At 63.1% G+C, this 13,648-nt stretch carries 15 protein-coding genes; 10 read left to right on the top strand and 5 right to left on the bottom strand.

Annotated features, from left to right (window positions below):
- The 5 genes from TX78_RS11545 to TX78_RS11525 all read left to right on the top strand — a co-directional run.
- On the top strand, nt 1-210 hold a 210-nt coding region (locus tag TX78_RS11545), incomplete at its 5' end, for a hypothetical protein (RefSeq protein WP_158644343.1).
- Nucleotides 211-289: 79 nt separating this feature from the next.
- Nucleotides 290-1,264 carry an ABC transporter ATP-binding protein gene (locus TX78_RS11540; RefSeq protein WP_044496400.1) on the top strand — a complete coding sequence of 325 codons (975 nt, stop codon included), beginning with the start codon at nt 290-292 and terminating at the stop codon, nt 1,262-1,264.
- Nucleotides 1,261-2,019, top strand: a complete 759-nt coding sequence (locus tag TX78_RS11535; protein WP_044496398.1) for an ABC-2 transporter permease — start codon at nt 1,261-1,263, stop codon at nt 2,017-2,019. The genes TX78_RS11540 and TX78_RS11535 overlap by 4 nt, the downstream gene beginning before the upstream one ends.
- 370 nt (nt 2,020-2,389) lie before the next feature.
- Complete coding sequence (locus tag TX78_RS11530; protein WP_407635394.1) at nt 2,390-3,196, top strand: sensor histidine kinase; 807 nt, start codon at nt 2,390-2,392, stop codon at nt 3,194-3,196.
- On the top strand, nt 3,193-3,822 hold the full coding sequence (locus TX78_RS11525; protein WP_044496396.1) for a response regulator transcription factor: 630 nt from the start codon (nt 3,193-3,195) through the stop codon (nt 3,820-3,822). The genes TX78_RS11530 and TX78_RS11525 overlap by 4 nt, the downstream gene beginning before the upstream one ends.
- 2 nt (nt 3,823-3,824) lie before the next feature.
- On the opposite strand, the gene TX78_RS11520 is transcribed toward TX78_RS11525, so the two are convergent.
- Both TX78_RS11520 and TX78_RS11515 read right to left on the bottom strand, forming a co-directional pair.
- Complete coding sequence (locus tag TX78_RS11520; protein ID WP_044496395.1) at nt 3,825-4,148, bottom strand: AzlD domain-containing protein; 324 nt, start codon at nt 4,146-4,148, stop codon at nt 3,825-3,827.
- Entirely contained in the window at nt 4,145-4,924 is a 780-nt protein-coding gene (locus TX78_RS11515; protein WP_049897887.1) for an AzlC family ABC transporter permease, read from the bottom strand. The genes TX78_RS11520 and TX78_RS11515 overlap by 4 nt, the downstream gene beginning before the upstream one ends.
- A gap of 106 nt (nt 4,925-5,030) precedes the next feature.
- Here TX78_RS11515 and TX78_RS11510 point away from each other — a divergent pair, with 106 nt between their 5' ends.
- Entirely contained in the window at nt 5,031-5,948 is a 918-nt protein-coding gene (locus TX78_RS11510; RefSeq protein WP_044496421.1) for an EamA family transporter, read from the top strand.
- 55 nt (nt 5,949-6,003) lie between these two features.
- On the opposite strand, the gene TX78_RS11505 is transcribed toward TX78_RS11510, so the two are convergent.
- From TX78_RS11505 to betT, 3 genes are all read right to left on the bottom strand, one after another.
- Nucleotides 6,004-7,602, bottom strand: coding sequence for a GMC family oxidoreductase (locus tag TX78_RS11505; RefSeq protein WP_101750647.1), 1,599 nt, complete (start codon nt 7,600-7,602; stop codon nt 6,004-6,006).
- Between the two features lie 126 nt (nt 7,603-7,728).
- Nucleotides 7,729-9,210, bottom strand: a complete 1,482-nt coding sequence (locus TX78_RS11500; protein WP_044496391.1) for an aldehyde dehydrogenase family protein — start codon at nt 9,208-9,210, stop codon at nt 7,729-7,731.
- Between the two features lie 137 nt (nt 9,211-9,347).
- The gene (betT, locus tag TX78_RS11495; RefSeq protein ID WP_044496390.1) at nt 9,348-11,456 is read right to left on the bottom strand and encodes a choline BCCT transporter BetT; all 2,109 of its coding nucleotides are present in this window, start codon (nt 11,454-11,456) and stop codon (nt 9,348-9,350) included.
- 309 nt (nt 11,457-11,765) lie between these two features.
- Here betT and ychF point away from each other — a divergent pair, with 309 nt between their 5' ends.
- The 4 genes from ychF to TX78_RS14440 form a co-directional block, all read left to right on the top strand.
- On the top strand, nt 11,766-12,845 hold the full coding sequence (ychF, locus tag TX78_RS11490; protein WP_044496389.1) for a redox-regulated ATPase YchF: 1,080 nt from the start codon (nt 11,766-11,768) through the stop codon (nt 12,843-12,845).
- Between the two features lie 33 nt (nt 12,846-12,878).
- On the top strand, nt 12,879-13,160 hold the full coding sequence (locus TX78_RS11485) for a type II toxin-antitoxin system RelE/ParE family toxin (RefSeq protein WP_044496388.1): 282 nt from the start codon (nt 12,879-12,881) through the stop codon (nt 13,158-13,160).
- Nucleotides 13,147-13,449 carry a HigA family addiction module antitoxin gene (locus TX78_RS11480; protein ID WP_044496387.1) on the top strand — a complete coding sequence of 101 codons (303 nt, stop codon included), beginning with the start codon at nt 13,147-13,149 and terminating at the stop codon, nt 13,447-13,449. Before TX78_RS11485 ends, TX78_RS11480 begins: the two co-directional genes overlap by 14 nt.
- A gap of 11 nt (nt 13,450-13,460) precedes the next feature.
- Nucleotides 13,461-13,648, top strand: a 188-nt coding sequence (locus tag TX78_RS14440; protein WP_407635393.1) for a nucleotidyltransferase domain-containing protein, incomplete at its 3' end; no start/stop codon positions are given.

The raw sequence follows: 13,648 nt of genomic DNA, 5'->3' as shown, positions 1-13,648 counted from the left end.
GCCACAGTGATCGATATTCCGCTGCACACCGGCCCGGTGTCCTCCTCGCTGCCAGCAGGGGGCCTGGATGATGAGTACGACGACGCCGCCGAAGCCCGCCTGATCCGCGGCCTCAGCGATGAACAGATTCAGCAGCAGTGCCGGCTGCGGGTCATCAACCTCTCGCCGGAACTGCTGAATCCTGCCGCCGCGGAGACCGCCGCCCTCTAGCCCGTCGATGACAGATGTCATGGGCAAGTCATGACAGCTGCTCTATATGCTCCGTGCCCGGCTGTAGCAGCCTAGGAGTATGAGAAGCCAAACGTCCGCGCAAGAACCGGATCTGAGCCAACTGATCACCGTGGCGGCGGTGACTAAGGAGTATCGAGCCAGCGGCGGCGGGAAGTTCCGTGCGGTCGACCAGGTCAGCCTGGAGTTCAGCCGGGGCGAGGTGACCGCGCTGCTGGGACCCAACGGGGCCGGAAAAACCACTCTGTTGGACATGATTCTGGGGCTGAACACTCCAGACTCCGGCCGGATCAGCATCGCCGGGAGCACGCCGCGCACCGCAGTGCAGCAGGGCCGGGTCGGTGCGTTGCTGCAGACCGGGGGACTGCTGCCGGATCTCAGCGTCAAAGAGACAGTGCAGATGGTCGCGGCACTTCATCGCCGTCACGCGCCGGTGCACGAGGTGATGGAGACAGCGGGGTTGACCGAGATCGCCAACCGATCCGTCGCCAAATGTTCCGGCGGTCAGCAGCAGCGGCTGAAGTTCGCACTCGCCCTGCTGCCCCAGCCGGAACTGATCATCCTGGATGAGCCCACCGCAGGGATGGACCCCACCGCCCGCCACGAATTCTGGGACCGGATGGCCGCACTGGCAACAGGCGGCACCACAGTGCTCTTCGCCACCCACTACCTGGAAGAGGCTGAGCAGTTCGCTCGCCGCACTGTGCTGATGCACCAGGGGCGGATCATCGCCGACGGGCCCACCGCCCAGATTCAGCGACAGGCCGGAGCAGCGCAGATCAAGGTGACCTGGGCGCCGTCGGCGGAGGACTTAGCGCAGCTGCCGGCAGTACGCAGCTGGGAAGTTCACCAAAGCGGCACCGGGGAGACCCCGCAGATCACGTTCCGAACCGATGACGCCGACACCCTGGCCCGCCACCTGCTGGCGCGGACACCGGCGCACGGAATCAGCGTGCGGCCGGCAAGCCTGGAGGAAGCTTTCATGCTGCTCACCGAAAAACAGGACCACAGCGCAGAGCAGGAGATTTCCGCATGAACCTCATGGCCTTTATCCTCATGGACTTCTGGCGGAACTTCCGCAACTTCGGCAATACCTTCTTCATCGTGGTGCTGCCCACCGCGCTCTACCTGTTCTTCGGGGTCTATAACGACTGGTCGGAGTTCGACGTCGGCAACGGCAACGCCAGCGCCTGGATCATGATCGGGATGGCGGTCTACGGTGCGATCACTGCGACCACAGCGCTGGCTGGCTCTGCCGCGGTGGAGATTCAGACCGGCTGGGGCAGGCAGCTCTCGCTGACGGCGATGCCGCACGGGGCCTTTGTGCTGGCGAAATCAGTCATCGCCCTGATGATGGCTGTGCTGCCGGTAGTGGTACTGAACGTGATCGCCTATTTCACGGTGGCCCAGATGCCCGCCGGTGTGTGGGTGGCGACCATCGGGCTGACTGTCATCGCTGCACTGCCCTTTGCGCTCTACGGGTTGGCGGTGGGTCTGCTGTTCCGCTCAGATGCGGCCGTGGGTGCAGCGTCCGGGGTGCTGGTGATCTTCGGTTTCTTAGGGAACGCCTTCATGCCGCTGGAGGGTGTGCTGCTGGACATCGGCCGGTTCACGCCCATGTACGGTTCAGCCGCCCTGGCCCGCTATCCGCTGACAGAGGGGACAATTGTGGGAACCACCGGGTTTGTGGGCACAGATCCGCTGTGGGCGGTGCTGCTGAATGTGGTGGTGTGGAGCCTGGTCTTCGCCGCCGCCTGTTTTGCCCTGCAGCGCAGACGCACCAGCAGATGAGCAGGCTTGACTTAAGCCTCACCGGCTCAGGCGGACCGCGTGTAAGGATAGGCGCATGACGAAGCAGGCCACCAGCCAGGCGCACCTGATGGGCATTCTCTATGCCGGCATCTGGCTGGTGTTTCTCTTCATTCCTGCCTATGCGGCACTGGTCAGCGAGACAGGGTGGGGCTGGCGGATCACTGCCTGGGCAGCGACTGCGGCATTCGCTGCGCTGTATCTGTGGCGTATGGCCGTGTGGATGCAGGCAGTTGAGCGTGGACATCCGCCGACGCCGAAGGCCATGATCTCCACCCAGCTGCTGCTCGCGGCCCTGGTGGGACTCACGCTGCCCGCCATCGGCGTCTATGGCACCACCTTCAGCACTTTTATGGCCGCCCTGGTGGTGTTCTCCTACCGCCCGAAGATCAGCATTCCGATAGGCGTGGCACTGTGGGCGGTGCCTAGTTCGGCGGCCATAGCAGTCAGCAACATTCAGGGCAGCAGCTTCTGGGATGGGCTCTACTGGGCGGTGCTGGGGCCGGGGATCGGCGTCTTCTTCATTGTGCTGATCCGCCTGCAGGAGTACTACGAGCATCGCGAACGCCACAAGGAACAGCAGCTTCACCAGGCGGAGGAGCGAGACCGGATCGCCCGGGATGTCCATGACGTGCTGGGACACTCTCTGACGGTGCTTTCCATCAAGGCCCAGCTGGCCCGCCGACTGATGGAGGCTGAACCGCAGCGGGCCCAACAGGAACTCAAAGAGATTGAGCAGCTGGCCCGCGAATCACTGACCCAGGTCCGCAACACGGTGACTCAACTGCGCAGCCCGCAGTTCCCCAGCGAGCTGGAGGTAGCCCGTTCAGCCCTTCAAGCCGCCGGCATTACTCCGGTGATCACCACCAACGACGACACCGAACGCGCCGCGCCCCTGCTGGCTTGGGCGCTGCGCGAGGCGGTGACCAATGTGGTCCGCCATTCCGGGGCAAGCACCTGCAGGATTGAGCTGAGCGCCCACAGCCTGAGCGTCAGCGATGACGGACTCGGGCTCGGGGACGCTCTTGAGGGCAATGGGCTGCGCGGCCTTCGTGAGCGCGCCGCGGCCGCCGGTGCCCAGATCAGTATTGGTCCGGCCAGTGCTCACCTTCGGCCAGGCTGTCGTCTGACCATCACCTGTCCGGAAGGTGCCGCATGACACAGAGTGCAGATACTGGAAATATCCGGCTGCTGCTGGCCGATGATCAGGATTTGGTGCGCGGCGGACTCTCGGCGCTGCTGAGTCTGGAACCGGATCTGCAGGTGGTGGCTCAGGTGGGCCGCGGTGACCAGGTGCTGGCGGCGGTACAGGAGCATCGGCCCGATGTCGCGCTGGTGGATATCGAGATGCCCGGAATCGACGGCATCACCGCTGTGCAACGGATGCAGGAGGCAGGGCTGTCCTGCCGGTGCCTGATTGTCACCACCTTCGGGCGCCCGGGATACCTGCGTCGGGCCATGGATGCCGGGGCCTACGGGTTCGTGGTGAAGGACACCCCGGCCGAGCAGTTGGCGCAGATGGTGCGCCGGGTGGCTGCGGGACAGCGGGTGGTGGATCCGGTGCTGGCAGCGGAGTCCTTGGCCGGCAGCACCAATCCGCTGACCCTGCGTGAGCAGGAGGTGCTGCGCAGCGCAGCCGGCGGGGGATCGGTCAAGGAGATCGCAGCGGCGGTGCACCTGTCCCAGGGCACGGTGCGCAATCACCTTTCGGCCATCATCGGCAAGCTCCACGCACGCAATAGGCACGACGCCGCCCGGCAGGCGGCAGAGAACGGCTGGATCTGAGCTTAGAGCAGCAGAGAAACGCCGATCATCAGGCCTAGTCCGGCCATGATGGTCAGGAAGAAGCTGCGGGTCAATACCGCTACGGCGATGGTGGCCAGACCCACCCACAGCGCCCGGTTGTCCAGGCTGACATCCACCACTCCGTGCTGAATCAGCATGGCTGGAACCACGATGGCGGCGATCACTGCCGCTGGCACCTGCTCAAGCCACAGCGTGAGCTTAGGCCCGGGTTCGAAGCGGTCCACCAGAAGCATCGGCACCAGGCGGGAGACGATGGTCACCACTGCCATGCCGATCAGCATGATGATCAAGAATGATGTGCTCATGCCCCGGCCTCCCGAGAGTTCTGTGGGGAGACGGACACGGCCTTGCCGATGGTGCGGCGTCGTCGTCGCATACTGATGACCCAGCCGATAGTGGCGGCAGTCAGTGCGGCAATGACCGTGGCCCAGATGCCTGCACCCGCCAGTGTGACCACCACCGCGATGCCACCGGCAAGTCCGGCCACCAGCCAATCATGGGCGCTCTTGAGCACGCTGGTGAATAGGATCGCGATGAACATGGCGGTCAGCGCGAAGTCCAGGCCCAGCTGGTCCAGATTCGGCACAATATGCCCGAAGCTCACGCCCAGGATGGTGCCTACCACCCAGGAGACATGCACCAGCAGGTTGGCGGCGAAGACTTCGGTGCGGCTGCGCTGGGGTCGGCTGCGGTATTGGGCGTCATGAAGCGCATAGGCCTCATCGGTGAGTTCCAGGCTGAACAGCGCCTTCTGCCAACGGTTCATCCGGTGCAGCTTCGGTCCAAGCGAAGCGGAGAGGAGCATATGGCGGGAATTGATGATGAAGGTCGTGGAGATGATCGCGCTCAAGCCCCCGGTGCTCAGCAGCTGTAGAGCGGCGAACTGGGAGGCGCCGCCGTAGACGATCACCGACATGGTGATGGTGGCCCAGTCCGGTAAGTCTGCGAGGCGCCCCACAATGCCGAAGGCGAAGGCTACTGGCAGGTATCCGATGATGATCGGCGCCGCTAGTTTGGCGCCTAACAGGGCGCGTCGGGACGCTGACTGCGGAGCCGTAGTGGAGTCAGGGGCGCGATTCACAGCATCGATCCTTGTCGACACTCTAGGCCGAGCACAAATGGGACCGGATAGCGGGCGGTCCCTGCGTTCAATGGACCTTCTGCTCCGGTGGGAGGAAGATAATCAGGTGCCCATACGTCATATGCTCCTGGCCGTCGTCGTTGCGGTCCTATGGGGCTTCAACTTCATTGCCATTCACTTTGCTCTGGAACAGTTCCCGCCGCTGTTCCTGGTTGCCCTGCGGTTCGTGATTCTGGCTATCCCGGCGCTGCTCTTTGTGCCATGGCCGGGGGTGAAGGTCCGATACCTGGTTGGCTACGGGCTGGGCTTCGGCACTTTGCAGTTCTTCGGACTGTTTTTGGGGATGGCAGCGGGGTTCCCGGCGGGTCTCGCCTCGCTGGTGCTGCAAGCTTCTGCACCCTTCACCGTGCTGATGGGTGCTTTGCTGCTGGGGGAGAAGATGACCGGACGCCGGGCTGTGGGTGTAGGTGTTGCGGTGATGGGCCTGGGGGTGGTGGGGCTTTCCCGCGGCAGCGCAGACGGCTGGGTGCCATTCCTGCTGGTGGTACTGGGAGCATTCGGCTGGGCGCTGGGGAACCTAGCCTCACGGAAAGCACAGACCGATAAACCGCTGGCACTGGTGATGTGGATGAGCGTGGTGCCTCCGCTGCCGATGCTGGCGGTGTCCTTGATGGTGGAGGGCCCGCAGCAGATCGGGGATTCACTGGTGAGTTCCTGGAGCCTCCAGGCGCTGCCGGCGTGGACTTCGGTGGCCTACATCGTGTTGCTGGGGACGGTGGTGGGCTCGGGGATCTGGGTGTGGCTGATGCGGCGTCACCCAGCTGGCGCAGTGGCACCGTTCTCTATGCTGGTGCCCATCTTCGGTGTGCTTTCGGCCTGGTTGGTGCTGAACCAAGTCCCTACTGTGGTGGAGCTGGCCGGAGGTGCTCTGGTGATTATCGGTGTGCTGTGGTCCAACAGCCGTAAGGGGAGACTACTGCGCAGGCACCGCAGGCCACCGCACGATGAACAACAGGGCGTCTGAGCTGCCGCGGTGATACACCGCCGGTCAGATCAGACGCCCTGTGAAGTTGACCAGTTCAGTCAGCCTTGATCAGATCGGCACAGCGCTCGCCGATCATCATGGTGGTGATGTTCGGGTTCACGGTGGTCAGCTCCGGCATCACCGAAGCATCGGCCACACGAAGCCCCTGAACACCCTTGACCCGAAGGTCCGGAGTCAGCGGACTCATCGCGTCATCAGTCGCCCCCATACGCACGGTGCCGGCCGGGTGGTAGACGGTGTTGTGGGTGCGTGTGACGTAGTCGGCGATTTGCTCATCCGTCTGGACATCCTTGCCGGGGAAGAGCTCCTCACCGGCCCACTCCGCCATGGCTGGTTGCGCGACGATCTCACGTGCCAGCTTGATCCCGGCCACTGCCACACGCATATCGTGGCCCTCCGGATCGGTGAAGTACTGCGGATCCACCATGGGCTTGTCCCGGTAGTCACGGGAGCGCAGCCGCACGGTGCCCCGGGATTTGGCGTGGGTGATGTTCGGGGTCAGGCAGAACGTGTTGTCGCTGGTGGGGTAGCCCTGGCGCAGAGTGTGCATGTCAAAGGGCACGGAGCCGTAGTGCATCATCAGATCGGGACGACCCGGACGGTCAGAGGCTCCGGTGCCCTCTAGGGTGTCGGCGAAGATGCCGATCTCCCACCACTGGGTGGAGTCCTCCACCATTGGCTGCTTGGCCTCCCAGGCGATGACCGCCTCCGGGTGATCCTGCAGGTGCCGACCTACACCGGGGGAGTCCACCCGGACCTCGATGCCGTGCTCCTGCAGGTGCTCGGCAGGGCCGATGCCCGAGAGCATCAGGAGCTTCGGAGAATCGATTGCCCCGGCACTGATCACCACCTCCTTCGAGGCGCGGATGGCAGACGCGCGCCCGAACGCGTTGTTCACCACGGAGACGCCCGTGGCCCGAGGAACGCCGCCGTCGTCGTCGAACAGAATCTCCTTCACCCAGGTGTCGGTGAGAAGGGTGAAGTTCTCCCGGTCCAGGATGGGGTGGATATAAGACACCGACGACGACGCCCGGGTGCCGTCCTCTCGCCGGTTGACCTGGAAGAAGTTGGCACCCTTGACCACCGTCTCCCCGGTGTTGAACTGCACGGTGGGGATGCCCTGCTGCTGGCAGGCTTGCAGCAGCGCCACGCCGCAGGCATCCTTGGGCGGAATCTGCATCAGGTGCACCGGGCCGGAATCGCCGTGGATGTCTCCGGGCTCGCCGGTGGCCTGATCGTTGGTCTCCAGGCGTTTGAACAGCGGGTAGGTGGACTCCGCGTTCCAGCCATGGGCGCCCAGCTCTTCCCATTCATCCATGTCTTCCTTAGGCGCCCAGAAGGCGATGCAGGAGTTGTGGGAGGAACAGCCGCCCAGCACCTTCGCGCGGGCGTGGCGCATGTGGCTGTTGCCGTTCTTCTGCGGTTCGATCGGGTAGTCCCAGTCATAGCCGGACTCCAGCAATTCCATCCAGCGGTTCAGCTGCAGCACCACGTCTTTGTCCACGTCGGTGGGGCCTGCCTCCAGCAGGGCGACGGTCACCTCCGGGTTCTCGGACAGGCGTGCGGCCACCGCGGCACCGGCGGAGCCTCCGCCGACGACGACGTAGTCGAAAGTCTTCTCAGTCACTGACATCTCCTTATTCATTACTAGTCAGGGGAAAGTGTGCCGAAACTGCAGCAACTGGCGGCTGCATGGTTTCTGCCCCACAGTTTCGGCACACTTTTTCGGGGAGAGGGTGGGGCGAGGCGAGCGGGCGGCTCAGCCCTGGTTCGGCATGCGGAACCAGCCGGTCACCGCGGGGCTGGTGTTCTCGTAGATGTGCTTGGCCTCGCGGTACTCATCGAAGCCCTGGTGGCCCAGTTCGCGGCCAACGCCGGACTGCTTGAACCCGCCCCACTCGGCCTGGGGCAGGTAGGGGTGGTAGTCATTGATCCAGATGGTTCCGTGGCGCAGGCGGGATGCCACACGCTCGGCGGTGCCGGCGTCGGAGGTCCACACGGCTCCGGCGAGACCGTAGATGGTGTCGTTGGCAGTCTCTATGGCCTCCTCCTCGGTGGTGAAGGTCTCCACGGTGATGACTGGGCCGAACGCCTCTTCGGTGACCACGTGCATGCCGCGCGTGACGTTGTCCAGCACGGTGGGCGCGTAGTAGTAGCCGTTCTTATGCTCTTCACCACCGAAGTGACCGCCGGTGCGCAGCACGCAGCCCTCCTCGATGCCCTTCTTCACGTACTGGGCGACCTTCTCGCGGTGCTCCGCGCTGATGAGCGGGCCGGTTTCAGCATTCTCATCAAACGGACCACCCATGGTGATGGACTCAGCGCGTCGGACCAGCTCGGTGACGAACTTCTCCTTGATGGACTCCTCCACGATCAGCCGGACACCGGCGGAGCACACCTGTCCGGAGTCGACGAATCCGGCATTGAGGGCGTTGTCGACGGCGGCGTCGAAGTCCGCATCGGCGAAGACCACGTTCGGGTTCTTACCGCCCAGCTCCAGGGCCACCTTCTTCACCGTCTCAGCGGCGGCGGCGGCGATCTTGCGGCCGGTGATCAGGCCTCCGGTGAAGGAGATCATGTCCACGTCCGGATGGGAGGACAAGGGAGCGCCGGCGGTTGCGCCGGGGCCGGTGAGCAGGTTGGCGACACCGGCGGGCAGCCCCAGTGAGTCGAACACGTCCATGATGAGGATGGAGGTGTGCGGGGTGAGCTCCGCAGGCTTGAGAATCAGGCTGTTGCCGGCGGCCAGCGCGGGGGCCAGCTTCCAAGCGGCCTGCAGCAGCGGGTAGTTCCAGGGGGTGATCATCCCGCATACGCCCACCGGCTCGTAGACCACCCGGGAACGCACACTAGGGTCTCCGGCGTCGATCACGCGGCCGGCGTCGGCATCGGCGAGCTTGGCGAAGTGCTTGAAGCAGGCGATGATGTCGTCCATGTCGATCTCGGCCTCGACCAGGCGCTTGCCGGTGTCCAGGGCCTCGGCGCGGGTGAACTCGTCTTTGCGTCGGGTGATCTCTGCAGCCACGTTCAGCAGGAACTCACCGCGCTCGGCGGCAGGGGTGTCCGCCCACACTCGGGAGTCGAAGGCCCGGCGGGCGGCGGCAATGGCGGATTCGGCGTCAGTCTGGCCGGCCTCAGAGACCACACCTACCTCGGTCCCGTCGGCGGGGCAGAAGATGGTGCGGGTTTCGCCGGATTGGGCGGGAACCCACTGGCCGTCGATGAACAGGGTGGCGGTCATGATTGCTCCTCGAAAGTCGCGTCGGTGGGGATACGTCGTGGGATGCACAGTCGCAGAATGAGCTTCAGGGCCCGGCGTCGGCGTCGGGCTCGTTTGTTTCAAGAGACGAGCCCGACGCCGCAACGCTCAGCGCGCTGCTATTCGACCGCGCGCTGAGCGCGGGTGCGGTCGTGATCCCAATCATCCGGGATCGTGTCGGTGTCCAAGGTCACCGGAGTGCTACCTGCAGCGTCGCTCATAGTCAGCACAGCCAGATGACGTTCGTATGCGTCCAGTACATCCGAGATGACCTGCGTTTTGGAGTATCCGAAGATGTCATGCCCGGATGAGCCGGTGGCAGAAAAGATTTCAACCTGGTGATAGGTCTCCTCCGTGGGACGGAAGTGCACAGCGAAGTTCGGTACCGAGTACTCCACAGGATAGGCCTGGTACTTGAACATTCCCTGTTCGCCGAAATAGACGTGCAGGTCAACGTGGGGAAGGTTCGTGTCTTCGACAGTTCCCCTGCCACAGGTTACGTCAGCTCCTTGCTCCTTCAGCTCGGCTGCCACGTCCTCGATAGCGGGTAGAACAACGCTCTCCATGTACTCGGCCACCTCGCTTGCGGAGGGGTAGTGCATGTGTCGGGCCAGGCGACGTCGCCATCTGCCCGGCGAGGAGTCGCCCGCTTCGGCGATGCGCTCAGACAATGCAGAAGGCAGAGTGGCTTCTTTGGAATCGGCTGTGTAAGTCTCCATCCGCAGCGCCCGCCAGATGCTCACCATGAACAGGTAGAGCACTATCGACAACGGTAGGCCGATGATCACTGCGGCCATCTGCAGCGAGTAGATACCGTCCAGCATCAGCATCACCAGGGTCAGGGCACCAATGATCACACTCCACAGGATGCGCAGCCATGGCGGACCGTCGGCGTTGGTGTTTTCGGCTTTGGAGGTGAAGTTGGCCAGCACAAGAGCACCGGAGTCTGCACTGGTGACGTAGAACAGCAGACCTACCAGCACGGAGACACCGATGACGAAGGTTGCGCCGGGGAAGTCTGCCATCAGAGCGAAGTAACCGGATCCCTCGGCGTCTTCGGCGGCGACGGCGAACTCCGTGTCACCGCTGAGGATGCGGGAGATGGTGGCATTGCCGAAGATGGAGATCCACAGTGCGTTGAACGCGAAGGGCACCAGCAGCACACCAATGACAAACTGGCGTAGGGTGCGGCCACGCGAGATTCGTGCCAGGAACAGGCCCACAAACAGCGCCCACGCCATCCACCAGGTCCAGAAGAAGATGGTCCACCACTCGACCCAGTCTTCATCCAGCCAGGCCTCGCTGGTGTTGTAGGCAAAGGTCTCGGTGAGCATGCTCGGAAGCAGAGAGAAGAAGTCCCCAACGTTCTTCACCAGCGCATTGAGCAGTTGAACGGTGTTGCCGAAGATCAGCACGTAAAGCATCAGCAGTATCGCTACCAGCACGTTCAGCTCGGCCAGGCGACGGATGCCGCGCTCTACGCCGGAGACGGTGGAGATGGTGACCACGACGGCGGCGAGGACGATTAGTGCGGCCTGCACACCGGCGCTGGCTTCGATGCCGAACATGTAGTTCAGGCCGAATGAGAGGAACACTACGCCGATGCCGAGGCTAGTGGCGATACCGAAGATGGTACCCAGCACCGCGGCGATCTCGACGGCGTCACCGGCGGGGCCTTTAGCACGCTTGCCAATGATGGGGTAGAGCGCGCTGCGGATAGACAGCGGCAGGTGGTAGCGATAGGCGAAGAGCCCGAATGCCATACCGGTAAGGGCGTACATCGCCCAACCTGGGATGCCGTAGTGGAACATAGTCCACAGGGCAGCCTCTTCAGCGGCCTGGAGGGTGCCTTCGGCTGCTCCGGGGCCTACTCGCAGGTTCGTGGCGGGACCAACTACGGAGAAGAACATCAGGTCTACGCCGATACCGGCGGCGAAGAGCATGGAGGCCCAGGTGAAAAGGCTGAACTTGGGTTTGGAGTGGTCGGGGCCAAGCTTCGTCTTACCGACGCGTGAGAATGCCACGATCAGTACGAAGATGACAATGATCGCCGCCGTAAGGATGAAGTACCAGCCCAGGTACTCACTGAGCCATGTGAACGCTGTTTCCAGCGTGGTATAGGCGGTGCCCGGTGCAAGGGCGGCCCAGAGCGTGAAGGCCAGGATGAGCACCGCGGACACGATGAACACCGGCCAATTCACTTTGGAGACTGCAGACGCAGCTGCCATGATTTTCTACCTTTCAGTTCTTTACCTCGTCAGTCAGGCGCACGGCTGACGGGGCAGCCTTGCGTGGACCAAACATGCTTGTGCACAAAACATCCCTACGTTATTTCGAATCTGAAGTGAGACTCGCGAATTAGGAGGGGGCGGATTCTTGATTGTGGCGCATAGTCACGCGGAAAGGAGCAAGGCGACAACGGGTCCTATTTGTGGGCAATATCACCTCATACTGGCTCAGGGTACTCCGAGAAGGGAATCGGTGGAACGGACACTGGACTCGGCATAGCGGGGGCTCCCGCGGTAGGTTAGGGGATCGTGGCACTGACAATCGGAATCGTGGGACTCCCCAATGTGGGCAAGTCGACCCTCTTCAACGCACTGACCCGGCAGACGATCCTGGCGGCGAACTACCCGTTCGCGACCATTGAACCCAATGTGGGCGTGGTGAACCTGCCGGACGAGCGGTTGGGGAAGCTGGCCGAGATCTTCGGCTCGGAGAAGATCCTTCCGGCCACGGTGTCTTTTGTGGACATCGCCGGGATCGTGAAGGGAGCCTCCGAGGGTGAGGGTCTGGGCAACCAGTTCCTGGCCAATATTCGTGAGGCCCATGCGATCGCTCAGGTAGTGCGCGTCTTCGAGGATGAGAATGTCATCCATGTGGACGGCAAGGTGGATCCCACCTCTGACATGGAGACCATCAACACCGAGCTGATCCTGGCGGATATGCAGACCCTGGAGAACGCAATCCCCAAGCTGGAGAAGCAGGTCTCGGGTAAGAAAGCTGATAAGGCCACGCTTGATGCCTACCGCGAAGCCCTTGCTGTGTTGGAGGAGGGGGAGACGATCTTCTCCAAGTCCTCCTCGCTGGACATGGAACAGCTGGCGCAGATCAGCCTGCTGACCGCCAAGCCGTTCATCTATGTCTTCAACGCCGATGAGGGTGTGCTGGGTTCTCCTGAGCGTCAGAAGGAGCTGGCGGATCTGGTGGCACCGGCTGAGTCGGTGTTCCTTGACGCCAAGCTGGAGTCTGATCTGGTGGATCTCTCTGAGGAGGAAGCCCGCGAGATGCTGGAGCTCAACGGCCAGGAGGAGTCCGGCCTGGATCAGCTGGCACGCGTGGGCTTCAACACCCTGGGGCTGCAGACCTACCTGACGGCTGGTCCGAAGGAGACACGCGCCTGGACTATCCCGCAGGGAGCGACGGCGCCGGAGGCGGCTGGTGTGATCCACACTGATTTCCAGCGTGGCTTCATCAAGGCAGAGATCGTCAGCTTCGATGACCTGATCGCCGCTGGCTCCATGAACGAGGCCAAAGCCGCCGGAAAGGTCCGCGTGGAGGGTAAGGACTACGTCATGAAGGACGGCGACGTCGTGGAGTTCCGATTTAACGTATAGGGTTATTGACGCTCCGCGTTATACGCTGGTCTCGTGATCAGATCGTTCGGCAGCAAGGACACCGAGCGTCTGTGGCGTCGTGAGCGCGTGCGGTCCATCGATCCCAGGATCCATCGGGTTGCTCTGCGCAAGCTGCGTCAGGTGGGGTCGGCGGAGGTGCTCGACGACCTTCGCGTCCCGCCGGGCGACCGGCTCGAAGCACTGAAGGGTGATCGGGTCGGACAGTACAGCATCAGGATCAACGACCAGTGGCGAATCTGCTTCGTGTGGACGGATGCTGGGCCAGAGGAGGTGGAGATCGTTGACTATCACTGACAAGATTCCCCCGATTCATCCGGGGGAGGTCCTCATGGAGGACTTCATCGAGGGGTTTGGGATCACTCAGAACAAGCTCGCCGTGTCGATCGGGGTGCCGCCGCGTCGGATCAATGAGATCGTGCACGGCAAGCGGGGGATCACCGCGGACACCGCGTTGCGGCTGGCGAAGTACTTCGGCACGTCGGCTGAGTTCTGGATCAACCTGCAAAGCCACTACGAGCTGGATCGCGCAGAGGATGCTGCAGGGGATCAGATCGCGTCGATCACGCCGCTGCAGGTCGCGTGATGTCTGGAGGGATGGACGCCGAGGAGGTCGTCCGCGTCGTCGACTGGCTCGACGAGCGCTCTGTCGTGTACCAGGTGAACGGCGGCTGGGCTGTCGATGCTTTGGTCGGATCCCAGTCCAGAACGCACGGAGACCTGGACCTCTTCGTCGACGCTGGACAAGTCGACACCCTCATCGAGTGGCTGTCCGGTCGTGGGTA

This window comes from Nesterenkonia massiliensis (assembly GCF_000455245.1).
Taxonomy (GTDB): Bacteria; Actinomycetota; Actinomycetes; order Actinomycetales; family Micrococcaceae; genus Nesterenkonia; species Nesterenkonia rhizosphaerae.
Note: the sequence above shows the minus strand (reverse complement) of the source record. Positions and strands in the feature narration are given on the sequence as shown.